Origin of the sequence: Rickettsiella endosymbiont of Miltochrista miniata (genome assembly GCF_964031245.1) — a bacterium.
In the GTDB taxonomy this organism is placed as follows: Bacteria; Pseudomonadota; Gammaproteobacteria; order Diplorickettsiales; family Diplorickettsiaceae; genus Aquirickettsiella.
In genome coordinates, this window is sequence record NZ_OZ035017.1 from 1,608,356 (window position 1) to 1,634,719 (window position 26,364).

27 protein-coding genes are annotated in these 26,364 nt (G+C 35.6%); 3 read left to right on the top strand and 24 right to left on the bottom strand.

Features of this window, described 5'->3' with window-relative positions; translation table 11 throughout:
* Positions 1-25: 25 nt before the first annotated feature.
* The 4 genes from AAHH40_RS07440 to AAHH40_RS07455 all read right to left on the bottom strand — a co-directional run bounded on the left by AAHH40_RS07440 (position 26) and on the right by AAHH40_RS07455 (position 4,061).
* Positions 26-1,309, bottom strand: coding sequence for an MFS transporter (locus tag AAHH40_RS07440; protein WP_342220037.1), 1,284 nt, complete (start codon positions 1,307-1,309; stop codon positions 26-28).
* Positions 1,303-2,511 (bottom strand): MFS transporter, encoded by a 1,209-nt coding sequence (locus AAHH40_RS07445; protein WP_342220038.1) that lies wholly within the window; start codon positions 2,509-2,511, stop codon positions 1,303-1,305. Before AAHH40_RS07445 ends, AAHH40_RS07440 begins: the two co-directional genes overlap by 7 nt.
* 248 nt (positions 2,512-2,759) lie before the next feature.
* Entirely contained in the window at positions 2,760-3,233 is a 474-nt protein-coding gene (locus AAHH40_RS07450; protein ID WP_342220040.1) for a hypothetical protein, read from the bottom strand.
* Between the two features lie 243 nt (positions 3,234-3,476).
* Complete coding sequence (locus AAHH40_RS07455) at positions 3,477-4,061, bottom strand: thymidine kinase (protein WP_342220041.1); 585 nt, start codon at positions 4,059-4,061, stop codon at positions 3,477-3,479.
* 66 nt (positions 4,062-4,127) lie between these two features.
* Here AAHH40_RS07455 and AAHH40_RS07460 point away from each other — a divergent pair, with 66 nt between their 5' ends.
* Positions 4,128-4,679 carry a thioredoxin family protein gene (locus AAHH40_RS07460; protein WP_342220042.1) on the top strand — a complete coding sequence of 184 codons (552 nt, stop codon included), beginning with the start codon at positions 4,128-4,130 and terminating at the stop codon, positions 4,677-4,679.
* 4 nt (positions 4,680-4,683) lie between these two features.
* Here the strand turns inward: AAHH40_RS07460 and AAHH40_RS07465 are convergent, their stop codons facing one another.
* The 13 genes from AAHH40_RS07465 to AAHH40_RS07525 all read right to left on the bottom strand — a co-directional run bounded on the left by AAHH40_RS07465 (position 4,684) and on the right by AAHH40_RS07525 (position 18,571).
* Positions 4,684-6,753, bottom strand: coding sequence for a hypothetical protein (locus AAHH40_RS07465; RefSeq protein ID WP_342220043.1), 2,070 nt, complete (start codon positions 6,751-6,753; stop codon positions 4,684-4,686).
* 81 nt (positions 6,754-6,834) lie between these two features.
* Positions 6,835-8,940, bottom strand: a complete 2,106-nt coding sequence (locus tag AAHH40_RS07470; protein WP_342220044.1) for a hypothetical protein — start codon at positions 8,938-8,940, stop codon at positions 6,835-6,837.
* Between the two features lie 66 nt (positions 8,941-9,006).
* The gene (locus tag AAHH40_RS07475) at positions 9,007-9,342 is read right to left on the bottom strand and encodes a TusE/DsrC/DsvC family sulfur relay protein (protein WP_342220046.1); all 336 of its coding nucleotides are present in this window, start codon (positions 9,340-9,342) and stop codon (positions 9,007-9,009) included.
* A gap of 387 nt (positions 9,343-9,729) precedes the next feature.
* Positions 9,730-10,404 (bottom strand): Bax inhibitor-1/YccA family protein, encoded by a 675-nt coding sequence (locus tag AAHH40_RS07480; RefSeq protein WP_342220047.1) that lies wholly within the window; start codon positions 10,402-10,404, stop codon positions 9,730-9,732.
* Positions 10,405-10,495: 91 nt separating this feature from the next.
* A complete protein-coding gene (gene murI / locus AAHH40_RS07485) occupies positions 10,496-11,311 on the bottom strand; it encodes a glutamate racemase (protein WP_342220048.1) in 816 nt (271 codons plus the stop codon).
* Positions 11,312-11,320: 9 nt separating this feature from the next.
* Complete coding sequence (locus AAHH40_RS07490) at positions 11,321-12,112, bottom strand: sulfite exporter TauE/SafE family protein (protein ID WP_342220049.1); 792 nt, start codon at positions 12,110-12,112, stop codon at positions 11,321-11,323.
* A 186-nt stretch (positions 12,113-12,298) separates the two neighbouring features.
* On the bottom strand, positions 12,299-13,201 hold the full coding sequence (locus AAHH40_RS07495) for a cation diffusion facilitator family transporter (RefSeq protein WP_342220050.1): 903 nt from the start codon (positions 13,199-13,201) through the stop codon (positions 12,299-12,301).
* A 5-nt stretch (positions 13,202-13,206) separates the two neighbouring features.
* A complete protein-coding gene (gene lolA, locus AAHH40_RS07500; protein ID WP_342220051.1) occupies positions 13,207-13,830 on the bottom strand; it encodes an outer membrane lipoprotein chaperone LolA in 624 nt (207 codons plus the stop codon).
* Positions 13,831-13,865: 35 nt separating this feature from the next.
* Positions 13,866-14,558, bottom strand: a complete 693-nt coding sequence (bioD, locus tag AAHH40_RS07505) for a dethiobiotin synthase (protein ID WP_342220052.1) — start codon at positions 14,556-14,558, stop codon at positions 13,866-13,868.
* Positions 14,559-14,568: 10 nt separating this feature from the next.
* Complete coding sequence (bioC, locus tag AAHH40_RS07510) at positions 14,569-15,447, bottom strand: malonyl-ACP O-methyltransferase BioC (protein ID WP_342220053.1); 879 nt, start codon at positions 15,445-15,447, stop codon at positions 14,569-14,571.
* A complete protein-coding gene (gene bioF, locus AAHH40_RS07515; protein ID WP_342220054.1) occupies positions 15,428-16,603 on the bottom strand; it encodes an 8-amino-7-oxononanoate synthase in 1,176 nt (391 codons plus the stop codon). Before bioF ends, bioC begins: the two co-directional genes overlap by 20 nt.
* Positions 16,594-17,574: a biotin synthase BioB gene (bioB, locus tag AAHH40_RS07520; RefSeq protein WP_342220055.1), complete on the bottom strand. Its 981-nt coding sequence runs from the start codon at positions 17,572-17,574 to the stop codon at positions 16,594-16,596. Before bioB ends, bioF begins: the two co-directional genes overlap by 10 nt.
* A gap of 73 nt (positions 17,575-17,647) precedes the next feature.
* Positions 17,648-18,571, bottom strand: coding sequence for a UbiA family prenyltransferase (locus AAHH40_RS07525; RefSeq protein WP_342220056.1), 924 nt, complete (start codon positions 18,569-18,571; stop codon positions 17,648-17,650).
* Positions 18,572-18,683: 112 nt separating this feature from the next.
* Between AAHH40_RS07525 and bioA the strand changes: the two genes are divergently transcribed.
* Positions 18,684-20,006, top strand: coding sequence for an adenosylmethionine--8-amino-7-oxononanoate transaminase (gene bioA / locus AAHH40_RS07530; protein ID WP_342220058.1), 1,323 nt, complete (start codon positions 18,684-18,686; stop codon positions 20,004-20,006).
* 207 nt (positions 20,007-20,213) lie between these two features.
* Positions 20,214-21,407: a hypothetical protein gene (locus tag AAHH40_RS07535; RefSeq protein ID WP_342220059.1), complete on the top strand. Its 1,194-nt coding sequence runs from the start codon at positions 20,214-20,216 to the stop codon at positions 21,405-21,407.
* Positions 21,408-21,430: 23 nt separating this feature from the next.
* Here the strand turns inward: AAHH40_RS07535 and AAHH40_RS07540 are convergent, their stop codons facing one another.
* The 7 genes from AAHH40_RS07540 to AAHH40_RS07570 form a co-directional block, all read right to left on the bottom strand.
* On the bottom strand, positions 21,431-21,970 hold the full coding sequence (locus AAHH40_RS07540) for a hypothetical protein (RefSeq protein ID WP_342220060.1): 540 nt from the start codon (positions 21,968-21,970) through the stop codon (positions 21,431-21,433).
* A 37-nt stretch (positions 21,971-22,007) separates the two neighbouring features.
* Positions 22,008-23,000, bottom strand: coding sequence for an RNA polymerase sigma factor RpoS (rpoS, locus tag AAHH40_RS07545; RefSeq protein WP_342220061.1), 993 nt, complete (start codon positions 22,998-23,000; stop codon positions 22,008-22,010).
* Positions 23,001-23,123: 123 nt separating this feature from the next.
* Positions 23,124-23,708, bottom strand: coding sequence for a YqaA family protein (locus tag AAHH40_RS07550; protein WP_342220062.1), 585 nt, complete (start codon positions 23,706-23,708; stop codon positions 23,124-23,126).
* 55 nt (positions 23,709-23,763) lie between these two features.
* Positions 23,764-24,528 (bottom strand): 5'/3'-nucleotidase SurE, encoded by a 765-nt coding sequence (gene surE / locus AAHH40_RS07555; protein ID WP_342220063.1) that lies wholly within the window; start codon positions 24,526-24,528, stop codon positions 23,764-23,766.
* A gap of 1 nt (position 24,529) precedes the next feature.
* Positions 24,530-24,850: a hypothetical protein gene (locus tag AAHH40_RS07560; protein WP_342220064.1), complete on the bottom strand. Its 321-nt coding sequence runs from the start codon at positions 24,848-24,850 to the stop codon at positions 24,530-24,532.
* Positions 24,851-25,118: 268 nt separating this feature from the next.
* Positions 25,119-25,637, bottom strand: a complete 519-nt coding sequence (locus tag AAHH40_RS07565) for a GspH/FimT family pseudopilin (protein WP_342220065.1) — start codon at positions 25,635-25,637, stop codon at positions 25,119-25,121.
* Positions 25,634-26,362 (bottom strand): uracil-DNA glycosylase, encoded by a 729-nt coding sequence (locus tag AAHH40_RS07570; RefSeq protein ID WP_342220066.1) that lies wholly within the window; start codon positions 26,360-26,362, stop codon positions 25,634-25,636. Before AAHH40_RS07570 ends, AAHH40_RS07565 begins: the two co-directional genes overlap by 4 nt.
* Positions 26,363-26,364: the final 2 nt, after the last annotated feature.

Here is a 26,364-nt window from a genome sequence, read left to right on the forward strand (position 1 = left end):
GGCATGAATTTAGCACCGCTCAACACTAAGAACGTGGCTCCCGCATTAGAAATGTAGCGATAAAAGCAACACAAAATCCTACCGGTATAATAAGTAAGGCACGATGATAATCACTCGGAGAGTAGATTCTAATTTGATTTAATACCGTCCCTTGAAAATTAGCATCCATCAGCCAGCCAAATAAAGGTTGAAATACCGCATAACCCCCTATCGCCATAAAAGATACGACACTTACTGAAGTTGCAGTCAGGCTCTTTGGATTACTGGCTGCAACTAAGGGGTAGCTCAAAACCTGACTACTGGTAAAAAACCCTAAAGCAAAAAACAATAAAGCGATGGTTACTATAGAAAACCCTGGTATACAGATAATTGTAATGACTAATAACTGGGAAATAATGACGCCTAACATCATGAGTGGTACGCGCTTTTGAATTTTATCAGAAGCCCATCCCACAATTGGGCCACCAATGATCGTCCCTATAAAAAGCAGACTGGGTGCAAATGAAGCTTCTGTTGCAGAAAAATGATCCGCCTGCTGCAAAAATAAGCTTCCCCAAATGGCGCCTAAAAGGGCAACGGGTAAATTGAGCAAAGAGACATAAAGCCCACATAAACTATTTTGGGGATTTAAATAAGCGAGTCGCCAACTTTTTAAAAGCCCTAGTTTAGAGAGTTCTTGATGCGAATTTTTTTGCTCCTGATGCAAATTAGCTGGGTAATCTTGAACAAAACTAAAAATTATTAAGAAAATAATGACGCCTAAACTTGCATCAAAGAATAAAGCATGGCGCCAATTTACTAGTTCCACCAACAAAGTCAGCGGCGTTTGCGCTACCATACCGCCCATCATGGCCATCGTGACGATTAAGCCACTGACTAATGCCATATTTTTTGCGGGAAACCAACGCGATGCAAGTCGAATACTACTTAGGAAACAAAAAGCGCTGCCAATACCACTCATAAAACGAAATACAGATGCCCATAGAAATGAACTTGTCATGGCGAAAGCAGCAATGCCCACAATGCAAAGAAACAAGGAGGAAAGAATAATTTTACGTGTCGAAAACCGGTCTAACAAAGCCCCCGCAATTGGTAAAAATAGTAAATTGGCATAAAAGTAATAAGCAGATAGTTTACCCAACCCAGTTGCATTAAGAGAAAAGGCATGCATCAGATCTGAACTGATAGCATTGAACATATTCATTTGAATAAATTCATAGAAAAAAAACAGTGCTGCAGAAAAGCAAACTATCCACGGCAATTTTTTATCTGTTATAGAAACATTCTCATGAACAACTGAAGTCAGCATGGATTATTCTCGCGAATAAAAGGTTGGCAATAGGTTTCACGTAAGCAACATGCAGCGATTAAACTCACTATAAAAGCTATTGGCATAATAGCCATGCCATAACGATAATTACTGGCTGAATAGTAAGGTACGCCTTGTAAGAAAGTTTGATCCCAATGCAAATCAATTAACCATCCAAATAAAGGTTGGAACACAGCTCCACCACCCATAATTAAAATGGAAGCCAAACTGGTCGATGTCCCAGTCAAATGCCTAGGGTTACTTTCGGCAATCAACGGATAACTAATAATTTGTGTACTCGTAAAAAAGCCTAATAATAAAAATAAGGTGAGCAGGGTATAGAAATGTAATACGGGTATAAACATGATAGCCAGTAAAACCAGCAAAGAAAGCATTGCGCCAATAATCATCAATAATCTTCGTCTGCTAATAAAGTCAGAGAGCCAACCTACTAAAGGTGAGCCTATAATAGTCCCTAAAAAAATCATCGTAGCGACCAATGAAGCTTGAGTTTTCTCAAGATGATGTACTTGGGTTAAATACAAGGTACCCCATAGTGCACCCAATAAAATAATCGGTAAATTTAAAAGACAAGTATAAACCCCAGCTAAGCCGTTCTGCTTATTTCGCAAAGATAAACTTATACTTTTCATCACTGAAATAGGCTTAGCAGCCACTAAATCTTCCCTCTTTTGAGATAGCTGATGCTTCGGATAATCATGGACAAAGCAGTAAATCAATCCGGTGATGAACATCCCCAATACTGCATTTATCATCACGGCGCTTCGCCATCCTAGCGCATGGACTACCAGTGCAAAAGGAGTCTGCGCCACTATGCCCCCAGCCATGGCAATGGTAATGATAATACCGATGACCAAAGCTAAACGCTGTGTGGGGAACCAACGCGTTGCCAATTTAATACAACTCAAAAAACAAAAAGCATTACCGATACCGGCTACGAAATGACTAAAAGCCGCTATTTCAAAGGATCGGCTGAAAGCAAACAGAATAGTGGAGAAGACGACCATAACCATCGCACTGAGTATAATAATACGTATAGAAAAACGATCGACTAGGATTCCAGCGAATAATAAAAAGATGACATCTGCATAGAAATAGGTCGCAGATAAGAAGCCCAGTTGGCCCGCATTGATGGAAAAATCATGCATTAACTCTTGACTAATCGAGTTAAACATACCCATTTGGATGAATTCGTAAAAGAAGAAGAGCGCGGCCGAAAGACAAACCAACCAGGGTTGCATTTTAGAAAAACTTAGATAGTCACATGTTCGTTTTAAGCTAGTTATGGCCATTAATGCCTCAAATAGAGAGTAGACTTATAAACTTCCGTCTTTTATTTTTAGGGACTATTTGGGAAGCGTAGTGTATAGCAAGCCAAGTCTATTGTCCAAACGAAATCGGTAGCGCTGAAATGGTTTTGCTGAAATTTTTATAAACCAGTATAGCGAGGCGAATAGAAACCAATCGCTTGGGGAGTTGCCTTATTGTTAGCATGATAGTCGTTCATTTCTTGCGCTTCATTCTTGGGGAGAGTAAATAAAGACGAAGAATTAATAAAGCATGCACCGGTAGCGACCAAAGAAATGGTCGATGTACCTATAACTAATAGCGCGTTTAGAAGCGCATCTATAGTAACGAAAATAAGTCCTATAACTAATTTAAAGCTAATTTTTTCTTGGGGCGAAATGTCGCCGATCATTTCCCCAGCCGCTTTTCTAGCAAAACAAAAATTAAATGCTTTTATTACGATATTAGCTAAAAAGTTACCTGCTAGATCACAAAGCTCGTTTACCATCATGATGGTAAAAGGAATTTCTCCTATAAACGAAGCCCAACCTATAAGAACAGCAACGGATCCGAAAAAAGGTATTAAAATTGGAAATCCCTGCAAAATATAATGCATATATGCCAACTACAGAAAGACCAAAAATCAGTAATTTAATGCCGAGACCTAACCAACCGACAAAAGATAATTTTCTCATATATTCAAAAGCTTGTTTGGCTAATTCAAATAAAGAGTTGTGTAATAACCAAACAAAGCCTTTAAACATAAGAATACTAAGCGCTACCCCTAAGCCAACCATTAAAATCCCTGCTAAGGCAGATTAGGAAGCATTGAGTTTTTGGTGAAACTTCTATTAATATATTATGAAGTTGAATCAACAAGATTAAAGTGTTGTCTACAAACTGAGATATAACGTTCGTTCCCGCCAATTTCTATTTGTTTACCTTCTGTGACTTTGTGATTCTCGGAATCGAATCTGATATTCATAATCGCCTTACGGCCACAATAACAGACGGTCTTTATCTCGTTGATCTCATCTGCCCATATCAATAAATATAAACTACCTTCGAAAGGGTCAGCGCGAAAATCACTACGCAACCCATAACATAGAACCGGAATATTTAAACGATCAACAACCATTGTCAATTGTAATACTTGGTTTTTTGTCAAAAATTGGGCTTCATCGATTAATACACATTTTAATTCTTTTTTTTGCTTTAGAAAGATTTCTACTTGCTCCAACAAATTGTCTTTTGGGGTAAATAAATTTGCCTTTGCGTTTAAACCTATCCGCGAGCTAATACAACCCAATTTATGACGATCATCGATAGCTGGTGCAAACAATAATGTTTGCATACCACGTTCTTGATAATTATAACTAGCCTGCAATAAAGCAGTACTTTTGCCTGCGTTCATAGCGGAGTAGTAAAAATAAAGCTTGGCCATAATCGAAATTAAAGAATAAAGGTTTGGGTTATAATACCGTAACTAATACAAATATGGAGAATCTTTATGGCGCTAATGTCTTCTAGCATGCTTGCTCTGGGCACCAAAGCAACTAATTTTAAGCTAATGGATACAGTTACCAAAGAATCGTATAGTTTAAATGCCAAAAAGTCGAAAGCTACGGTCATTATGTTTATTTGCAATCATTGTCCCTACGTCAAGCATGTCATACAAGAACTCGTTCAGCTCGCCAAGGATTATCAAGCTAAAGACATCACATTTATAGCTATCAGCGCGAATGACCCAGCAGGCTACCCAGAAGATGCGCCTGAGAAAATGACAAAACTGGCTAAACAATTTGGCTTTAGCTTCCCCTATCTCTATGATGAAACCCAATCGATTGCTAAGGCCTATCAAGCCACTTGTACACCTGATTTTTTTATTTTCGATACAGATCTTCTGTGTGTATATCGAGGTCAATTAGACGGATCAAGACCAGGCAATAAAATTTTAGTAACGGGCAAAGATATTCGTTCAGCTTTAGATAATATTCTCCGAGAAAAACCAGTTAATCCGCAGCAAATACCTAGTATGGGGTGCAATATTAAATGGAAATAAAGACTTAAGCTTTGAGTGTTATTGTGTTTGACGCTATGTCTTCTTCTACCCTAGTATTTTTTGATAGCTGAAATATGCATTTACCATTAGTAACATGACTTAGTAAAAGATTATCTTTCTCTTGATTTTCTTCTAATTTCTTCATGTTTTCCAGGGTTATGTTAAATAACTTGGAAAGTTTTTGCGCTACGGATCTAATGTTTTGATTTAATGTGGATATCATTTTCGATAAAGCTATGAATGTCTCAGCTTTCTCTAATAGTTCAATTACTTGTTTTCTAGATTTTGGCGAAGAAATATTAGTTTTATTTCCATAAAAATTAGTCAACCCTTTTGTATTCCCGATTTCCGCTTTCTCCAATATAGATTGGATCAAAAATAAGGTATCTACACATTCAATATTTTTTTTTGTATCTGTTGACATTCTATTTGCAGTGGAAAACTCAAAAAATTCAATAATTTGTGTAAATTTATAATTTACTATATATAAAAAAAGTTGTTCGGATAAATTTTTTTTAAATGATAAAGAAAGTAAAAATAAAGGATTCATTCTATAGCCAAGGAAGTGCCACCACTTTATTTTTAAATTAAATTCGTTATGAATTCTTTCAAAGAAAAAATTATTTAGGTTGGATATATCAAATTTTGGTGCTAAAAGACCTAAATTATTTATATTGTTAATAAAAAAACTAACGCTAAAAAAATTTAAGATCAGTTCCTTCATCTTAATTAAAAATGATTTAAATAAAGAAATATTAGTTAGCTTATTGGAATATACATCTAAACGTGCATGAAACTGCTTATCAAAATAATTTTTTATTTCTTTTTTTTGATTGTTTAAGAAATTTTCAATAGACAAAGTTAACTTCAGACTATTAATTTCTTCTATTAGAGAATTTTCAGATAATTTTTTTAAGCAGATATCTGAAATTTGATAAAATTCATCAAGATTATTTTCATCCAATTTCAATTTTTTTTCTTCAATTAATCGCATCATCATCTCAACATAATTAGAAATGAATTTCTGATTAAAAGTCCTATTAAAATTTTCTACCTCTACATAAAAATTTTTAAATAAATCATAATTTATACCCCATTCACAATAAAAATTTTTGATATCATCAAGTACGGGCATTAACGTGTAAATATTATCTGAGATAATCTGAACTTCTTTAATTAACTTTTCCAAATTCGAGAAATTAATAAGCAGTAAAAAATTGTCTAAATACTTATTTTGTATATCCAAAAACTTTGGAAGTTGAAAAGTTTTAGGCTTCTTATATTCAGAAAGAATTATATTAGGATCTTGAGTCTTAAATTCATAAATCCTTTTACGAATTATTTCTTTAAACTCTTCTAATTCAATAGATTGAAAAATAATTTCTATGCTTCGCTCATATTTAATTCCAATTTTCTCCTTCGACAAGAAACTTCTGAGCAATACCGCTTCACGTATGTCCTTACTTAGTTGAGACTCATTTTCATAACAAGAAAATATTTTATAATGCATTTGATTAAGATTGATATCTGGATTTGTTTGGTTAACAGTTTCATTAGTACAAATTTCTTTGACTAATTTTCTGGTTTTCTCAACAACAAAACCTTTTCCCTCATTATCAAAATCAATTATTCTTGGTTTAATTTTTTTACGCAACTTAAGCTCTAAAGAAAACTTATTTGTAAATGGAGTTAACTCACTATTAAGTCTTTCTAACTCAGCAACATCATCAGCATGAATATACTTATTAAGAGAAGTGATAAGTATTACAATTTTTTTAGGCTGGAGCTGATTAAAGTTATTTAAAACAATTCCTAAGTAATATTCTATTTGAGCTTTTTTTTCCTTACTAAATTCAGCGTGCAAATAAAAAAAGATAATATCTAACATTCCGGAAAAATGTGAAATATCATTAGTTAATGCTTCGGGTTTAATCTGCTTAAGCCAATCCTCGATTTGCTGTAAACATTCGGAAGTGGTCTGATTTTTTATCAGATCAAAAATTTCTTTAATCTTTTTAACTATTTTTTCGATTACTATTGATTTAATTTCCGGATTTTCAGATTTATTCGGCATTAAAATTCTCTTTATTTATTTTAATTATAATTTAATCGATAGAATTTTATTTTTTTATCCATAAAAATTTAAAAAATAAGTTCAACGTACCCTCAGTACTGGCCTAGCATGAACGATATTAATGTTGTTGTCAGAAGTTGGTATTTTATTATGAATAAAAAACTCTGTTAGTCTTGGGCTAAATGCAAAGAATGAATTTTCTTTCCCATTTAAACAGTTATCAATTTTTTGTTCTAATGTTTCTAGTTGCTTCAAGTCTATAACTATATTTCTTTTAAAATCCTCTAAAATATCAATAATTTCGCTTTGATATGGTGAAAGTTCACTTGATATACTTATTATTTCCTTAAGGATTTTTTCTTCATCACGACCTATTGTTAATGTTTTTTTAACTTTTTCTATTTCCTTGATAACATCAGTTAAACAACACTGTTCAGCCCAGTTTTGAGCAAAAATGATTTTATTTATCCATGGCCAACGTATAATGCCAAAGCGTAACAATCCCCAAAAACTTTGTTTAGAGATAAGATTATTAACTGTAGCAAAACTTAGATCATTTTTTAAATAGTTTTTTATTTTTTCTATCGAATAATTACCACTAAAATATCCTCTATGAAATATTTGATGAAAAAAACTGGATTTACCAATCTCAGGTTTCGCAAACCATGAGTTTTTTTGCACGGCATCATTGATTTTTTTAAATTCGTCAAGAATTTGTTGGATAAATCCCGTAAATTTTTCGTTGATGGCATCAGTAAAGTTATTTGCTAACTCTAGGCTTTGGTTTAAATCGAATTGAGTAATTTCTAAGTAATTGCAATGATTATCATTATTTTGATCGGTAGGATTGAGTATTGAATTCCAAGCATGCAATTTTTCTTTGATTGGCGATATTTCTTCCTTGGCTAGATGTAATGAAGCGCTCAGATTCATATCGATTCTTGGATTTTCTTCTTGATATGAAGTTACTACATTTTTTTTGAAAAAATTTGTTACTATATCTGAGCTTGTTTCAACGGCTTCTTCTAATCTTTCCTTAGCATCTGATGCTAGAGCCTTTACATTTTCTAAAATTCCATTTGTTTTACTACTAATTTTTACTAAATCTTCTCTGAAGCGTTCAAATAAGCGATCATTAGTAGTGATATTTTTTTTAAATGTTTCGTTATACTCAAGTTTAGCTTCTGCAAATTTTGCTCGTATTCTTTTATCATTAATGTGAGTCGGAAAGTAGATGGTAAAAGCATGTTTTTCAATACTGGACAAATCATGCCTTACCGGATTATTGATTATTTGTCCTGATGTTTTTTCTTTGAAATCTTTTGCAAATTCTATTAAATGCATATACAGGTTTTTTTGGGTAAATATTTTTTTGAAAACGGTATAAGCCTTTTTCGTTATTTCTGACGCAGAATAGGCCTCCAAAGCTCGGTAAACTAAACCTATAACCTGGTTTAAATCCTCGGCTTCCAGACTGCATACAGTATTTAGGCATTTAGTAATAAATATTACATTAAACTGCATTAATGGCGAGCCATTGGTATTTTTTACAATTTTCAAAAGTTGATTTAATAAATCTTGAAGCAATAATTTTTTATCTAACTCACGGATTATTCCATAAAAGCGTTTTCTGATTTCATCGTCATTAGTCTGGCGCCCTAAATCACTTATATATTTTAAGTCTGCTTCATTAGGAAGGTATTTTGGCTCATTAACAAACAATTTTATTAAATCCAAAGCACCAATAAATTCCTTATTAAACTGGGAATCTCCTATAGCTTTCTCTAATAATTTAATGGTTAAATCGAGATACTTTAATTTAAGCTTAATATCTAGGTTTAATATCTTGAAAATAAAAACTTTTATTTCGTTATAATTCTCTTCTATTATTACGCTTCCTTTACCATTAGCGTATAGCATTGCCAATTTAAGTTTAAGAATATCAAGCTTTTCCGATAGGAGGTGATATTCTCCGGGTAAAATAAGATCGTAGGGTAGATCTTTTTCAATTTGCTGACAATCTTTTATTTTCGCTTCAAACCGTTGTAAAGCATTTTCGGTAATGATGAATGGTAGATTCAAAAAATTAAGTTCACACTCATTTTTGAGGCAATCTAACAAATATTCATTTAACTTTTCAGTTTTTATTGAAGTTTCGATCTTATTTCGCAACTCTTCTTCATTCATATTTTCTCCAAAAACAATTCGTATTTTTTTGAGTTTAAATTTATTTGCAAGAACTTTTGGAATAGATTACATGCAACGAGCAGGTCTAGGCAATCCAGCTAACTTACTTGCTTGCTTAAGTATACCTTTCGGGAATAGATTGTTTAGATAGATGCTACAGGCTTTTTCAGGGCCTAATTGCACGGTTAATTGGTTAACTAAAATTCTGATCGGCGGAGTTTTATGGTATTGCTGATAGAAATTACGTAAAAAATAGATGACATGCCAATGATCTTTGATGAGTGTTAATGCCTCATTTTTGGCAATTTTAGTGGCTACTTCCTCATGCCAATCAGCCGAATGAACCAGATATCCAAATTGATCGGTTAAAATCTTCTCGCCATTAACTATTAAACCAGCCATGTAGCACCTGCTGCTAAGACAATGCAACAAAATATACTCTTCGCACTTGAATTTTTGACTGTGTTGCTGCTCAATTCGCAATCTTCATGTATCTTGAATACATTCCGGCTGCTTCATTCTCGCGGCGCTTCGCCAAAAATCCAATTGCTGTGCGTACACTTTCTTAAAAGTTGGGTTGAAGCTATTTTTTAAACAGCCTTTTCTTTTCTAGCTTATGAACTCCTTTAAAGAATAGTTGAGAAGCTTTTTCTAATCCAGCCAAATAGAACAAGGATTAAGCTAAGCGTAGGACAAAACCCAGGCAACGCTATTAGCAAGTTTATACTCTCCGCTCTTGAGTCTTTATCTTGGCGACCTAGTTTTAAAATCAGGTCGCTTTGAAATAAATTAATCTCGGTTGCCGCTGAATGCGCCTAATAAGTTTAACAGACTCAAAAAGATGTTATAAAGCGATACATAAAGTGTAACGGTAGCCATGATGTAGTTGGTTTCACCACCATGAATAATTTGGCTGGTCTGCAACAAAATTATACCTGATGACAATAGTATGAACACCGCCGATAAGGTGAGCATTAATGCAGGTATATGAAAAAATAATGTCCCGATGCTAGCCAGAAAAGCGACGATCATACCTACTATCAAAAAACTTGCCATGAAACTAAAATCTTTTTTGGTGGTTAAGGCATAGGCAGATAAAGCAAAAAAGATAAGGCCTGTAGCACCCAATGACATCATGATTAATTCATGCCCATTGGTAAATCCGTGGATATAATGATTTAAAATAGGGCCTAGCGTATATCCCATAAATCCAGTCAAGCCAAACACAGAAAACAAACCCCAAGCACTATTTCGAGTAAAATTTGTTAAAAATAACAGTCCAAAATACCCAATTAGCGTAACAAAGGGATTTAAGGGTGGGGCATTAGTAAACATTGCAATGCCTGCGGTTATTGCGCTAAAAATCAGGGTTAGCCCCAGCAGGATATAAGTTTGACGTAGCACCGAGTTGGTTGCCAAAACGGATTCTAGGCCTGTATTAAAACGTATTTGACTAGAAGTCATATCACTTCCCTCATAAGACTAAAAATTTACCTATTCTACCATAAGCAATTTTCTGCTAAAAGACGATGAAGGCTCAATTCAGAGCATATTTTCATTCCCACAAAGGGTATTTTTCCAAAATTATCGGCATTTTAAAAAAAAGGTGGGCTAAAGCGGAAAATGCGGGCGTGTAATCTGAGACATAAAACTTCTTTTTTGGAGAGTTAGATAAGGCAGCCAATAGCTTGCGTTCTTTGAGTATGTTTCTTACCACTTCAGCAACAATATCAGTTGAATCGATAATAACGGTAGCATCGCTATAAAATTGCTTTATCTGCTGTTTAATTAATGGGTAATGTGTACATCCTAGCACTAGGGCATCAAGATTATGAAGGGAAGACTCATTCAGATAGGACTGAATGGCATCGCTCATAATAGTTTGGTCTTTAAATCCTTCTTCAATTAGTGGCACCAGCAAAGGCGTAGCCAGTGTATTTAATCGAATATTAATACCCAGTTCATCTAATTTTTTTCTATAGATATTTGAGTTAATGGTTTGCTTAGTACCAATTAAACCGATCGTCTTCTCGATATAATTTTTGGCTAAATAATCGATCATAGGATCGATCACATCGACTACTATCGACTTGCGACCTACATATTCTTTAACGAGCTCATAGGCAACTGCTGAAGCTGAATTACAAGCAATCAATATAAGTTTGCAATCTTGCTTAAGCAACATATCGCAGATTTTAATGGAATATGCTTGTATGGCCGCGGCAGATTTATCCCCCCAAGGTGCATGGGCTGTATCGCCAAAATAGATGATAGACTCATCAGGTAACAATCTGGTGACAGCATGAGCGACAGTTAAGCCACCAATACCACTATCAAATATGCCGATAGGTTGTGAATAATTAGAAGACATAGTGATACTTTAATGGATTATTAAGGTAATACCTAATATAAAAAGGAATAAAGCAAAAAACTTTCGCAAAATATTCCCTGTAATGCGCTTGCCCAATCCTGTACCTATAGGAACAAAAAGTACACTCCCTATCGATATTCCTAATACAGCGGGCCAATAGACAAACCCAACGCTACCGGAGGGGAGATTATGAGCATGCAACCCAGTTAATGTGAAGGTTATTGCCCCTAAAATTGCTAATAACAATACACATGCTGAAGATGTGGCGATAGCATGATGCGTAGACAACCCCAAACGTAAAAAAACCGGAACTGAAATAGCTCCCCCGCCAAGACCTAACAGACCTGAAATAATACCGATAAAAAAACCTATGGACCATTTCTTGAAAGTATTTAAGACAACGATTTCTTTTTTAATTGCTGGGCTTCTATGAAAGTATAGTTTGAATGCGACTGAAAAAAGAAATAAGCTAAATAATAATTTTAACGTTTGCGTAGTTAATAATAATGCTAATAAAGCCCCTGTTATTATACCCACAACCATTCCTGGAACTAACTGTCGAAATAAAAGCCAATTAATAGAGAAACTACGCTGCTGATGATAAACAGCAATAAGTGAAGTAAAAATAATAGACGTCAATGCTGTACTTGTTGCCATATGCATTTGCAACTGTTCAGGAATATTTGCATGTGAAAAAATGGCAAGCAAACCAGGGACTAAAACTGTCCCTCCACCTATACCGAGTAGTCCCGCTAAAAATCCAGCTAACAATCCTATCGCTATATATAATATAAAAAACATTTAATGGCCAAAAATAGTTAGTATACTCTTCGCACTTGAATTTTTGTCTGCGTTACCGCTCAACCCGAATCCTCATGTATCTAGAATACATTCCGGTCGCTTCATTCTCGCGGTGCCTTGCCAAAAACCCAATTGCTGTGAGTATAAATTTACTATGAAAAAGATTAAGTCAATGGGGCATTAAAGTTAGCAAACTAAAGATTGCTCACAGGGATATTTTTTTTGTCCTTGTTCAACTTGCAAAGTAATATGTTGGATATGAAATTCCTTAGCCAAAACTCGATTAATCTTTAAATATTCCTCATCCGAAAAGCCACCTTTCGGCATAATCAAATGCGCAGTCAATGCAGTTTCCTGCGTACTTAACCCCCAAATATGCAAATCATGAACCTCTTGAACTCCAGGTAATTCTTTTAAATAATTATAGACTGCTTTCTGATTTACTCCATAAGGCACTGCTCCTAATATTAGTTCTACCGATCGACGTAATAAATTCCAACTACCCCAAGTGATAATTGCAACTATTAGCAATCCTACTATCGGATCTACCCATAGCCATCCAGTAAAATAAATGACGGCACCTGCTAATACAACACCTAAAGCAATCAGAGCATCATAAGCTAAATGTAAAAACGCCCCTTTAATATTAAGGTCGGTTGTACTTTGCCTCATAAATAATAAAGCCGTTCCACCGTTGATTAACATCCCTATAAAGGCAACGATTATCACAATAATTTCATTTATTTCTTTTGGGTGATTAAGTCGATTAATTGATTCATAAACGATTAAAGCTGATGTTAAAACTAGTAATAGAGCATTGGCTAATGCCGCTAGAATAGTTAATTTTTTATAACCATAACTGTAACGTTGCGTCGCGCGACGTTTGACTAAAACGCTCGCTCCCCAAGACATCAACAAACCTAAAACATCTCCAAAATTATGAACGGCATCTGACAATAAGCTAACCGAATGGGCAATAAACCCATAAACGACCTCTGTTAATAAAAACCCTGAATTTAACAAAATTGCAACTGCAAAACTTACATTTAGAGTAACAAAAGTAGGATGGTGATGGTGGGTATGCGACATAAGATTTAGCCTTTAACGATGTCGATATTTTTATCGGTCGGCATAATAAAATGGAAAGTCTGTGATGGAAGATGAGGATTTAATTCAACTTGCGAAAAATTAATCACTGTTTGCTGATCTAACTTATCGGTCAAACGCATCTCCCGTAAGCGATTTTTTTCAAAAATCAAAGTAATTGATTGAAATAATGCGTTTTTATTTTTTGGAAATAAAGTAAAACCCTGAACATCCATTAAAGGATGAATAACGAACTGTTGTGTTAGATTTTTAGGGGAATCACTTAATAATGCTGCGGGTGAATCTGAATCAGCCGTTTTTTGGGTTTGAACGGTAATTTGTTGCAAATCGATATCATAAAACCAAATACGCTGACCATCTGCGATTAATAATTGTCGACTAGGTTGCGTAACTTCCCAGCGAAATCTACCAGGACGTTGTATGACCATCTTGCCACTCAGTTGCTGCAGAATTTGACCTTTAGAATTCATAACCGTTTGTGTAAAATTAGACCTAGAGCTTTGTAAATTATTTAATAATTGGCTTAGTTGATCTTCCGCTAGCACTTGGTTTGATCTTAATAAAAGCAAAAGACTTAAAAAAATAAGTTTGTATAAATTTAAAAATTTCATAAGCAAAAATCTGGAAAAATAGATGAGGAAATTCGTTAAGATTCTATTTTGATTAAATTAGACCAAGCTATGCAAATACTGGTATCTAAATTGTTTCTCTGGTAGCGAACAAAGCTGAAAAAAGGCACATCCATGGATTGCTTTAAATATAAGCCATTTTCTTCATGGAATAACATATTAGGATCAATTTGATTACATATACAAGCTACAATCGGAATATTTCTTTTTCTCAAGATTTCATAAGTTAAAAGCGCATGGCTCAAACAACCTAAACGCAATCCCACGACAAGGATAACGGGCAAATTTAAAGCTTGCAATAGGTCGAGCATCGTTTCAGTCTTATTTAAAGGAACAGCAGCCCCTCCTAGTCCTTCAATAACACGATAATCCGCTTTATAATTTAATAAAGGTTGGAATGATTGCATAATCTTAGCAAGACTTAATTGGCAGGCCTGTTGTTCCGCCGCAATATGCGGTGCCGTTGCTAGGCTAAAGCAAAAGGGATTAACCTGCTCATAAGGAAGACAAATGGTTGCGGCTTTTTGCAAAGCAATTGCATCAGAATTGCGTAATCCAACTTTGCTAAGGTGCGCTCCGCTGGAAATCGGTTTTAAACCGATAGTAGAATAACCATTAGCTTTTAAAAAAGATAACAAATTAACAGCAATAGTCGTTTTGCCGACATTAGTGTCTGTACCTAAAATAAAAAAGCCCTTATTTTTTATCATTTATATTTGTTTAATTAAAGCTACGAAAAATACTACTTAAAGGTATTTTGATCTCACTGGAATCATTCTGGTTTTTGATTTTTTTTTCTGCTGCCCATGCGTGTCCATAAATAATTTCCCATGTTGCTGGCAATTTTCCTTCTGGAGTACGAAAACATTCGTAGGCTTGAATCAATTTCTTTAACGTTCCTTTGGAAGTCAAACCTCGTTGCCGATCCTTGGCAATATTTTGTACCCCCAATTTTTTTAATTCCTTCATCAAATCTAAGGCTTCTGAATACAGCAAAGTAAAATATTCAACATCCATCACCGGATCGACGAAAGGCGTTTGCAGTAAGTTATCACCTAAATCATGCATATCAACAAATAGATGTACATGCGGTTGATCATCGATAGTTCTCCAACAATATCGCAATTCTTGCAAAGTATCTGGTCCCACCATGGAGAATAGCAGCAAACCATCGGGTTTTAATACGCGTCGAATTTCTTTGAGACTCTGGGTGAAATCGTTACTCCAATGCAACATCAAATTTGAGTAAACTAATTCGAAGCTATGATCAGCAAACGGCAAATTCTCCGCACACCCATGTATCCAATGGATATCAGTAAGTTGATACTCTTTTCCTTTAGCCTGAGCTTGTGCCAGCATTCCATTCGACTTATCTAAACCTACAATTTTAGCAACGGGGTATAATTTTTTTAAAAATGTCTCGCTATGACCTGTACCACAACCCAGATCCAATATGGTTTGCGGTTGACAGCGAATTCCTTGTAAACGTTCTAATAAAGATTTTCCTACCCGCTGTTGCAGCACTGCAACTGGATCATAAGTGTTTGCCGCTTTATTAAAACGATGGACAATTTGTGTTTCATCTAATTGGATTATCATTTATTTTTATCAATTTCAGCCCCATGGCTACTTGTTCTAATAATCTATCAATTTCAGTTTCTGAGTGTAATACACTCAAGCTAATTCGTAGCCGTGAGGTATTTTCAGGAACGGTCGGGGGTCGAATAGCATTGACCAGAAAGCCATTTTGCAATAAATAAGCTGAAAGTGCCATGGTTTGCTCAGTATTATTTATTAAAATCGGTTGAATGGGGGTCTGAGAAGGCAATATCGGTAACTCTAACTGCTGCGCCATCTGCTTAAAATGGGTAATTAAACGCTGTAATTTTTCTCTACGCCAACTTTCTGTTTGCAATAATAGCAAACTCGTCTGTGCGGCTTTAGCTAAAGCCGGCGGCAAAGCAGTGGTATACATATAAGGGCGCGCAAATTGAATCAGATTCTCGATGATGACCTCATTCGAGGCCACAAAACCGCCAAAACATCCAAAAGCCTTACCGAAACCACCCGATAAGATATCTGGTTTACAGTCAAAATGTTCACAAATACCTGCTCCCTTTTTTCCTAATACGCCTATGCCGTGCGCATCATCGACTAACAATGTAGACGAGAATCTTTGGGCGATTTCTACTAATGCTGGCAACAGTGCTATATCACCATCCATGCTAAAGACACCATCGGTCATAATAAATTTTTGTCTAGCGGGTGACTGCCTCAAATGCTTTTCTAGAGTGGCAAGATTATTATGTGGATAACGTTTAAATACGGCGCCTGTTAATTTTGCCCCATCGATTAAAGAAGCATGGCTTAATTTGTCAGCGAATATTGTAGATCTTCTTTGCAATAAGCTCCCTAAAATACCCAAATTAGCCATATACCCAGTAGAGAATACTAATACTTTAGGAAAATTAAGAAATTCAGCTAAGGCAAGCTCGAGCTCATGGTGAAATCGATTATACGCACCAAGAAAATGCGAAGACCCGCTACCAACACCGTAGTCATCAGCTCCTTGTTTAAAAGATTTTATAACTGCGGGGTGTTTGCTTAGACCTAAATAATCATTGGAAGAAAAACAACAAAAATTTTTATCATTATAACGCCGCTGCATACCGGCCAAACTTTGCAAGACTTTACGCTCTCTATAGTGACCTTTTTGTTTATGTTGACTTAATGCTTTCTCAAAAGTTAATGACATGCATTCAGGTCGGTATCGAACAATACAGCTGCCAGCCCCAATTTTTTTAATAAAGCATTATCCTGTTCAGGAGAGATATTATCTGTCGTTAATAATTTTTCTCCATAATGCAAGGAATTAGCACCCGCAAAAAAACATAGCGCTTGTGCTTCCTCACTCAAGCTATCACGTCCAGCAGATAAACGAATCATGCTCAGCGGTAACATAATTCGCGCTACAGCAACTACACGCGTAAATTCAAAAGAATCAACTGGAGGCTTATCGGCTAATGGTGTCCCCGGGATAGGAATTAATTTATTCAACGTCACACTTCTAGGATGCTCGGGTAGATTAGCCAGTTGTCGTAACAGACCCGCTCGATCCTCTTGAGTCTCTCCCATGCCAATAATCCCACCACAGCAAACTTTTATACCTGCCGCTCGAACACAAGCTAAAGTCTCCAAGCGTTCTTGATAGGTTCGGGTTGAAATAATAGTTTGGTAATATTCTGGTGATGTATCTAAATTATGGTTGTAATAATCTAAACCCGCATCAGATAACTGCAAGGCTTGCTCTTGCGTGAGCATGCCTAATGTAGCACACGCCTCCAAATCTAATGCTTTGATTGCTGATACCATTTCTAATATGTTAGCGAGCTCTTTTTTAGGAGGGCTACGCCACGCAGCCGCGATACAAAATCGACCCGCACCATTTTCTTTTGCCTTTTTGGCAGCAGTTTTCACTTGCTCTAACGTCATTAAAGGTTCTTTTTTTAGCCCGGTATTGTAATGACCACTTTGCGGACAATACGAACAATCCTCAGGACATAAACCTGTTTTTACATTAAGTAAACTACTAATCTGGACTGCATTAGCTTGAAAAGATTGGCGATGGACAGTATGTGCGCGATAAATTAAGTCATTAAAAGGATATTGGAATAGCACATGAATTTGTTCAAGTGTCCAATCGTGACGGATTTCAGGATTCGACATAATAATTTCTTAAAACCACAAAACTGCCAACATAAAATGAATAACACACATTGTCAACTTCCTGAATAAAGGCTTAGAAGCTGTAAAATGGAAGCCTGATCTCCGTTGCTAGCACACTAAAAATTACTATTAACAACAAAAAAATCCAACTGCATCTATTCTTGACTGTAAATATCACCGGATCATCGTGAATTTTTCCTTCCTGAGCAAACTGCCACATATGATTGAGCCAAATGAATAAACAAGGGCAAATTAACCACAATAACAATGGAGTCCTATAAAATAATTGTGCTTTTGCGGAATAAATATAAAAAATAAAGATTAAAACTGATAAGTAGCCGCTAATATATCCTAGTAAGGCCAGTTTAATTTTATCTTTTATTTGATAAGCTCGGCCTAAAATAGAAAATTTATTTTCTGTTTGTATCGCAATAAGCTCGGTATAACGCTTTAGTAAAGCTAAACTAAAAAACAGACATAAAACGAAAAAAATCAACCAAAATGAAAATCCATTTTTAATTAAACTCATTCCTGCAAATACACGCATTGAATATAAAATGGCGAGTAAAATAGCATCTAGCCATTTTATTTGTTTAATAAAAAATGTATAGAGCAAGGTTAAACCATAATACGCCATCGCAATTATTAAGAAATTTAAAGGTAATAATATTGTAAGACTTAAAGCAGTTATGGCTAATATTGGCGCAAGAATATATCCAGTTTTACAGGATAATTTTTCTGAAGCAAAAGGTCTATTTTGCTTTTTAACATGCTGTTTATCATTTTCTAAATCAACCAGATCATTGATTAAATAGGCACTTGAAGCTAATAAACAAAAAACAAAAAAACCTAAAAAGCTATTTTTTATGGCAATGATATTAAAATATTGGTGCCCAACAAAAAGAGGTATAAATAATAAAATATTTTTTATGGCATGATAAGGCCGTATCGCCTGGAAACAAGCTTTTATGTTTATTTTATTCTTTTTATTTAACACAATCGTTTTCTCGAATGGTTTTTATTCTTCAGATTGAGCCATTATTCTGGCAATGAATATTGGCAATTTCAGTCACTTTTATGTTTAACTTGCTTCTTTTTTACCCTATTTTATGGATCTTATCAATCGCGATCGACAACATATTTGGCATCCTTGCTCTCAAATGAAGGATTATGAAGCTTTTCCACCTTTAGTAATAAAAAAGGCCTATGGCTCTTATATTGAACTGATGGATGGGAGGAGAATAATAGATGCCATTTCTAGCTGGTGGTGTAAATCGTTGGGCCATAACCATCCCCGTTTAAAAGTCGCACTCCAAGCCCAATTAGAATGCTTCGAACATGTGATATTTGCCAATAGCACCTATGAAATTATCATCCAACTTTCCGAAAAATTAGGCCGACTTTGCATGGGTTTAGACAAGGTCTTTTATGCCAGTGAAGGTTCTTCGGCAGTTGAAATTGCCCTAAAAATGAGTCTACACGCCCATCAATTACTCGGTCAAAATCAGCGTACTCAGTTTACCTCCCTTCAAAATGGCTATCATGGCGAAACCTTTATGGCCTTAGGACTGAGTGATTTAGGCCTTTACCGCCAAGCCTATGAAGCCCATTTAATACAACCTAACTTTATTCAAAATATCCCCTATGTTCACTCTAGTTCTGACCCTTTATGGAATGATTGCTCAGATATTTGGCCTGGTATCGAAAAACAGCTTGAAAAGCAAGCCGCAAATTTAGCCGCTATTATTGTTGAACCTATAGTCCAAGGGGCAGGAGGCATGAAAATCTATAGCCAAGATTTCCTCCGCTGTTTGCGCAAATGGACACAAACTCATGGTATTTATTTGATTGCTGATGAAATTATGACCGGATTAGGTAGAACGGGGCATGCCTTAGCGTGTGAACATGCACAAATAAAACCTGACTTTATCTGCTTAAGCAAAGGTTTAACTTCCGGCTGGTTACCTATGAGTGCGGTATTAACCCATACTGACATTTATGATCTTTTTTATGATGATTATTCCACCGGAAAAAGTTTCTTACATTCACATACTTTTAGTGGCAATGCTTTAGCAGCAGCAGTGGCATTAGAATGTCTAAAAACTTTAGAAGATGAAAAAATATTCCAACAAGTTCGAGAAAAAGAAATTATTTTAAAAAAATTTATGCAGGAAGTTAGTGATAAAACACAAAGATTAACAAATATTAGAGGTATCGGGGCAATCATTGCTGCAGATTTACAATTAACTGAAAAAGAAAAAAATCAGCGTATGGGTTATCAGATTTTTCAGAAAGCCCTGCAGTTAGGTGCGTGGTTACGTCCTTTAGGCGATACTATCTATTGGTTACCACCTTTAAACACATCGTTACAGGTTCTAGAAGAACTAAAAGACATTACTATATTAGCCATCAAACAAGTCTTAACGAAGTAATTTTTATTATCTTTTCCTTAATAAAGAAATTGACAATTTATCTACAAAAAAGGAGAATTAAATTAATTATAAAATTCTATTAATGAGTAAAAAATTAAGTTTTAATTACTTACAATTTATACGATATGAGCAAGGGAATAAACACTGGCTCTTTCTATTTTAGGATTTTGGACCATAAATTATAAAAATAATCTAGGAGATTGATTTATGACAGTTTCATTGGAAATGATACAAAAAAATGAAACTTATAAAAGCTTAAGTAAAAAACAACAGGCGCTATTGAATCGAAGTTGGACGATAGCCTATATAGCGAAAGTAGCCGCCTGCTCTGAACACACAGAAAGTCATAACAAGGGAGAAGGAGACATTTTGCGTGAAATCGCGAGCATGCGTGAAAATCCTATTGATTTTACTGAGGAAGCCTTATCCCAAGAACCAATCTATTTCTCAGAAAAAGATATCGAAGATATCATTTGGATAGCTAGTTCATGCATTCGTGTATTCGATATGTCTTTTGAACAAAGAAAAATGGCATGGTCTACTTTAGAAAACATTTGTAAAGATAATGAAATTTTTTCCAGACATATCTCATTGGAATTTATGCTGGACTCATTATCCGAAATCCTTAAAGGTCATAAAGATATTCGTCAGGAATTAAAACCTCTATTAGATAATATTGAAAAAGAAGAAGAAAAAATAGATTCTGAGACCTGGTGTAAGTACGCTAGCTTTTTCTATGAAAGAATAAATCCTGAGGGTTTAGCTTGGTTTTCGTTGCTGAGCATCATGTTCTCATTAAAATTACCTCATTTGCATATAGCTAACCAACAAAGCATTTCCTTATATTGCAAATTATTTATGCGCGATCATATTAATTTAGATATTAACGAAGAAAAAATCTATAACGATATTATTGAACAAGTAGGCCCATTAAAATGTACAGCAAAAGGGCTTGCTGAATATCTACAAAAAATGACTGACTTAGTTAAATCAACCGAAGAGTTACGTGCTGCTTTTTCGGAAGGCATTATAACGGCTATGCCGAGAGAGCGGGTTAAACAACTAATAGAAATAGTACGATGTCTGACAGAGAGAGATATCGTATGTATACGTTTATCCAGTAGTTTTCCTAGTGAAATAGCCCTCACACAGTCAAAAAACTATAATATTAATCATTGTCTTCTTCCAATTGAAAATTATAAGAAAATTAGTAAAGGCGAAGGATTTAATGAAGCACATAGAATCATGCCCCGATATGATTTCGATCATGTTAAGATTATAAAAGAGCAGAAAGCAAAATATACTCGCGCCCTACGTTATGTAAACACGCTCTTCACAGACCAAAGCTTTACCGACGTAGGTGAAGAAAGGCAAACTATTAAACAAATTAGTCCGACTTAGCGATTTAAATTACCATGGAGAATTTAAATCGCTAAGTCGGACTTGACCGTCATAATCTCTAAATCTTTAGCGAGCGTACTTCTTTCACGACTACGCCATCCATACCAAACGAAAAGGACGCCTACAATTTTGGCTAGTGATAAAACCAGCACCGCCAACCAATTAAACTGGTGAATAATCCATAAAAAAACACTACTATCTATTGGTGCACTAAGACTTGCAGACCAAAGTATACGCTGAGACAACGGTCGTTTAGTAAACGTATAAACCGACCAATCAACAAACTCCGCAATTAAAAACGCACTCATACTGGCAATCGCCAAATCCTTACCGGCTAAAACATAGCTGATTAAACTGCCGATAAACATGGCAAAAATAACTTTATGCTGTAGTTCTCGTTGCGCAAAATCGCGCAAAACATAAACTACTCCTACCGTCCAATCCATGGGGGAAATTTCGGTGCTAAATATCTGCATTAAAGGAATATAAGCAAATAAGGTATTGAGTAAAACTATTAAAATAATATAAGTGATATTATATTTATAATTAAATAACCATTTCATACTCTTAATATTTTATTCTTATTTAAAAAAAATTAAATTAATCATACAATAAATTGGAAAAAAATCCTTGTTTTTCCATTATTTTCCGTAAGGTCTTCAAACCTTCAACCTGAATTTGACGAACTCGCTCTCGAGTTAAGCCAATAACTTCTCCTACTTCTTCTAAGGTCATGCGATCGCAGCCCAATAAACCATATCGCCGAGCAATAACCTCACGTTGATTGGTGGATAATTGTTTAAGCCAACCTTCTAAACGCTTACGTAAATTTTCACCTTCTAAAATATGCTCAGGATCGTTTTCGCGATTATCTGATAAAGTTTCAAGTAAAGGTTTATCGGCCTCACTACTGGCCGGGGCATCTACAGAAGTAATATGCTCGTTCAAACCGAGCATGCGTTCAACTTCTTCAAAAGGCCTATCTAACCATTTAGCAATCTCATCTGAAGTAGGTTTATGATCTAATTTCTGTGTAAGTTCCCTTGCCGCTTGTAAATAAACATTCAGCTCTTTAACCACATGGATAGGCAAGCGGACCGTTCGAGCTTGGTTCATGATAGCTCGCTCAATGGCTTGACGCACCCACCATGTCGCATAGGTTGAAAAACGAAAACCCCTTTCAGGATCAAATTTTTCTACCGCATGCATTAAACCTAAATTACCTTCTTCTATTAGATCCAAAAACTGTAATCCACGATTATTATAGTGTCTGGCTATTTTAACCACTAAGCGCAAATTACTTTCTATCATCCGTTTACGAGCGTCTTGATCGCCTTTTGCAATAAGTCGTGCGTAGTAAACTTCTTCTTCGGCTGTTAATAAAGGAGAAAAACCGATTTCATTTAAATATAATTGAGTTGCACCAAGTGTTTCATCACGTCGCACATATTTATGTGGTGTTGTTTCTGTCTCACCAATTTCACGGTTTACTAAAAATTTCTCTGGTTTATTTTCGAATACTTGCTCAGACGCTACTGAATTTTGCTGTTTTCCACCCCCTCTTTTCTTAAATGCACTTCCTTTGTTAGCCATATTAACTCTCCCTGAATTAATTAACCTAGATAGAAAGATAGTAATTAAATAACCACTTTTTTGATTATTGACGTTTCAATAAAGTTTAAGGAACGTTCTTAGATCTGAATAAAATATTTTCCCTTAACCCCAGATTTTAAGAGAAGCAAAAACAGCAACCGCTAGCAACAAAACAAACCAAGAGATTCGATCGATGTAATGCCGTAATAATTTATCAATATGGACACCGCCCCAACGCATTAAAAAAGCGACTAAAAAAAACCTTCCGCCACGGCCCACTAGTGATCCCAAGATAAAGGGTAATAGCGCAACATGCAAGGCCCCGGCCGCGATGGTAAATAACTTATAAGGAATAGGCGTGAATCCTGCCAAAAAAAGTATCCAAAAATTCCATTGGTTAAATCCATGCTCAATCTGCTGGTAAGTCTTCTCGTACCCAAACTGTAGAATATAGGGATGTACCCATTCAAACGCTATATTCCCTATCCAATAGCCAAATAATCCACCTAAAACAGAAGCCACCGTGGTCAAAAAGGCATAGCGCCAAGCACACTCTGGCCTCGCTAAAGACATGGGAGCTAACATCACGTCGGGTGGAATAGGAAAAAAAGAAGACTCTGCAAAACTTAATACAAATAAGTAATAAGGAGCATGTCCATGCTTAGCCAATATAAGCATGTTGTCATAAAGCTTAGAAAAAAACTTCATCGCATCTCATACAGTTAGATGAAAAATTCAGTAAATTCTTTATTTAAAGAATAATTTATAGTTTCGGATCCATATTGGCTATCCAATCTTCGATCTGGTCTCGCGCAGTATGATGCGTTAAATCAAGCTGCAAAGGTGTAATACTTACTTGCTGTTGGCTCAAAGCATAAAAATCTGTGCCTTTTCCAGCATCATCTTCCTTACCAGAACTACCAATCCAGTAAATGGTATGTCCTCTTGGATCTTTACTGGGCATCATCCTATCGGCGTTATGACGCGTGCCCAAACGCGTCACTTCATAACCTTTTAAATCATCAAAAGCCACATCAGGAATATTTACGTTCAAAATAGTCTTGGCAGGAATCGGTTTTTCATATAAGAGGGTTACCAATCTTTTCGCAACCTCTGCTGCTGTAGAATAATACATGGGCTCATTTCCAGCTATTGAAAATGCGATTGCTGGAATTCCTAGAAAACGTCCTTCCATGGCGGCTGCCACAGTTCCCGAGTAAAAAACATCTTCGCCCAAATTAGAACCCGCATTAATACCTGATACAACCATATCCGGAAGTTTATCTTCGCTTAATAGACCTGTTAAAGCTAGATGAACACAATCAGTAGGTGTCCCTTGAACACTAATAATATTTTCATCAAAGTATCTTAATCTTAAAGGATGCTGCAAAGTAAGGGAATTACTGGCGCCACTGCGATCCCTATCTGGAGCTACAATAGTAACCTCTGCGATTTGGGCTAAAGCTTTAGCTAAAATAGACAAGCCTGGTGCATGTACACCATCGTCATTACTGATAAGAATTTTCATTTTAAGATACTCTAGAAACTAAAAGTGCGCTTTCAGAAAATTTGGCAAGTAGTGGCAATACGACTAAAATCACACCAAAAATCAATAAAGTAATAGGTCTGCTCAAAGGAACTTGCGAAGGGTTATTTCGATAGTTTTTATATTGGATAAGGGAACCAAAAAGTAAAGCTATCCCGATAGCCAAACTCATATTATAGAGCCCTCCGGTCAATAGGGACATAGGTAATAAAAGCTTATCTGATAAATCGCCTAGTGAACCTGGAACTAAGGCATAGGCATTTACTGAAGCCATAAGCAGAATATAAAGAATATGTTTTTTCATAGCAAAATTTTTTTAATCGAATAGAATCTATAAGGGCTGCGTCTGTTAGTATACTCACAGCAATTGGGTTTTTGGCAAGGCGTCGCGAAAACGAAGCAACCGGAGTGTATTTGTATACATGAGGATTGCGAGTTGAGCGGCAACACAGACAAAAATTCAAGTGCGAAGAGTATACATGAAGCTACGAATTTTTTGAACTTATTGCAAGCGCTATATAGCAGATGATTAATTCCAACAAGCAGATATTAAGACCCAAGGAATAGGTTCATTAATCGTTACAACCTAGATTTTTGCTGTTATTCCTATCTACTCTTATTCTTCCAGTTTGACTAATTTTAATTAACCATGCCATTTTCTTTGTTAATGCATGAACGCAGACGACAAAACTGCCATTTTGACTAGAACCATCTGGATGTAATTCTAGGTAATCGTCTGAGCGAAATCCATGCCACGCTAAAAAATCTGAGTGACTCAAAGCAGGATAAACACGCAATAATTCCGCATTTTCTAAAACAATCCAACCCTCCTTCCAACTTCCCATACAACGTTTGCCATTTTTACTTTTGCATATTGTTATCACACTCTGGCGTCTAATTGCCTCACTTTGAGCATAAAGTACGGTTGAGCTCACACGTTCAGTTAAAATAAGTAAACGAAGCTCAAGGATTAAATGTCCGTAGACTGGAAACGCTAGGGTTAATAAAATACTGCTTAAAGTAATGGTAAATAATAATTCAACCAAACTAAAACCTAATTCGAATAATCTTTTTTTATATGACCTAATCATCCATTTTGTTCGATAACTTCCAGGCCTAATTGTTTTTTTACACATTGCATATCCTGCCAAGCCTTACGCTTTTCGCGTGGAGAACGAAGTAAATAGGCGGGATGATAAGTAACTAACAAAGGAATTTTATTTATACCAAAATGAAACAAATTTCCGCGTAAACTCGCCATAGATGCATTGGTTGATAATAAATAGTGTGCAGCTATTCGACCTACCGCTAAAATTAACTTTGGCTTAATTAAGCTAATCTGTCTCAATAAATAGGGTGTGCATGCCTTTACTTCTTCCAAAGAAGGATCACGATTATTGGGCGGACGCGATTTTAAAATATTTGCAATGTAGTAATCTTCCCGATTAAAACCAATCGCGGACAACATGTTTGTCAATAATTGTCCGCCCCGACCTACAAAAGGCTCTCCTTGTTTATCTTCATTCGCCCCCGGCGCTTCTCCAATGACCAATAAATCGGCATCCAGATTTCCCACACCAAAGACAGGATTACTACGTGTTTTATATAAATCACAGGCTTTACAGCTGTTTACTGCCAATCTCAATTCTTGCCAATTCAGTGTCGAAATTTTTTGCTCTCGAGTCATTATCGATTTTCTGGGCATATCATCGTCCTTAACCGTTTCTTTGGATATTTTATTGCCATGCTCCCGCAAGATCCAAAGAGGAATTTCCATTTTTTTAAAATAATGTAAACGTTTTTCTTTATCCATCATCT

Coding starts and splice junctions, on each gene's coding strand:
- AAHH40_RS07495 (WP_342220050.1), bottom strand. CDS start 13,201: ATGTCGCATACCCACCATCACCATCCTACTTTTGTTACTCTAAATGTA.
- AAHH40_RS07560 (WP_342220064.1), bottom strand. CDS start 24,850: ATGAAAAAACATATTCTTTATATTCTGCTTATGGCTTCAGTAAATGCC.
- bioA (WP_342220058.1), top strand. CDS start 18,684: ATGGATCTTATCAATCGCGATCGACAACATATTTGGCATCCTTGCTCT.
- AAHH40_RS07440 (WP_342220037.1), bottom strand. CDS start 1,309: ATGCTGACTTCAGTTGTTCATGAGAATGTTTCTATAACAGATAAAAAA.
- AAHH40_RS07445 (WP_342220038.1), bottom strand. CDS start 2,511: ATGGGTATGTTTAACTCGATTAGTCAAGAGTTAATGCATGATTTTTCC.
- AAHH40_RS07475 (WP_342220046.1), bottom strand. CDS start 9,342: ATGGCTGGTTTAATAGTTAATGGCGAGAAGATTTTAACCGATCAATTT.
- AAHH40_RS07470 (WP_342220044.1), bottom strand. CDS start 8,940: ATGAATGAAGAAGAGTTGCGAAATAAGATCGAAACTTCAATAAAAACT.
- AAHH40_RS07540 (WP_342220060.1), bottom strand. CDS start 21,970: ATGAAATGGTTATTTAATTATAAATATAATATCACTTATATTATTTTA.
- AAHH40_RS07535 (WP_342220059.1), top strand. CDS start 20,214: ATGACAGTTTCATTGGAAATGATACAAAAAAATGAAACTTATAAAAGC.
- bioF (WP_342220054.1), bottom strand. CDS start 16,603: ATGTCATTAACTTTTGAGAAAGCATTAAGTCAACATAAACAAAAAGGT.
- murI (WP_342220048.1), bottom strand. CDS start 11,311: ATGTCTTCTAATTATTCACAACCTATCGGCATATTTGATAGTGGTATT.
- bioB (WP_342220055.1), bottom strand. CDS start 17,574: ATGTCGAATCCTGAAATCCGTCACGATTGGACACTTGAACAAATTCAT.
- bioC (WP_342220053.1), bottom strand. CDS start 15,447: ATGATAATCCAATTAGATGAAACACAAATTGTCCATCGTTTTAATAAA.
- rpoS (WP_342220061.1), bottom strand. CDS start 23,000: ATGGCTAACAAAGGAAGTGCATTTAAGAAAAGAGGGGGTGGAAAACAG.
- AAHH40_RS07455 (WP_342220041.1), bottom strand. CDS start 4,061: ATGGCCAAGCTTTATTTTTACTACTCCGCTATGAACGCAGGCAAAAGT.
- AAHH40_RS07460 (WP_342220042.1), top strand. CDS start 4,128: ATGGCGCTAATGTCTTCTAGCATGCTTGCTCTGGGCACCAAAGCAACT.
- AAHH40_RS07565 (WP_342220065.1), bottom strand. CDS start 25,637: ATGATTAGGTCATATAAAAAAAGATTATTCGAATTAGGTTTTAGTTTG.
- AAHH40_RS07480 (WP_342220047.1), bottom strand. CDS start 10,404: ATGACTTCTAGTCAAATACGTTTTAATACAGGCCTAGAATCCGTTTTG.
- AAHH40_RS07490 (WP_342220049.1), bottom strand. CDS start 12,112: ATGTTTTTTATATTATATATAGCGATAGGATTGTTAGCTGGATTTTTA.
- AAHH40_RS07465 (WP_342220043.1), bottom strand. CDS start 6,753: ATGCCGAATAAATCTGAAAATCCGGAAATTAAATCAATAGTAATCGAA.
- surE (WP_342220063.1), bottom strand. CDS start 24,528: ATGAAAATTCTTATCAGTAATGACGATGGTGTACATGCACCAGGCTTG.
- bioD (WP_342220052.1), bottom strand. CDS start 14,558: ATGATAAAAAATAAGGGCTTTTTTATTTTAGGTACAGACACTAATGTC.
- lolA (WP_342220051.1), bottom strand. CDS start 13,830: ATGAAATTTTTAAATTTATACAAACTTATTTTTTTAAGTCTTTTGCTT.
- AAHH40_RS07450 (WP_342220040.1), bottom strand. CDS start 3,233: ATGCATTATATTTTGCAGGGATTTCCAATTTTAATACCTTTTTTCGGA.
- AAHH40_RS07570 (WP_342220066.1), bottom strand. CDS start 26,362: ATGATGGATAAAGAAAAACGTTTACATTATTTTAAAAAAATGGAAATT.
- AAHH40_RS07550 (WP_342220062.1), bottom strand. CDS start 23,708: ATGAAGTTTTTTTCTAAGCTTTATGACAACATGCTTATATTGGCTAAG.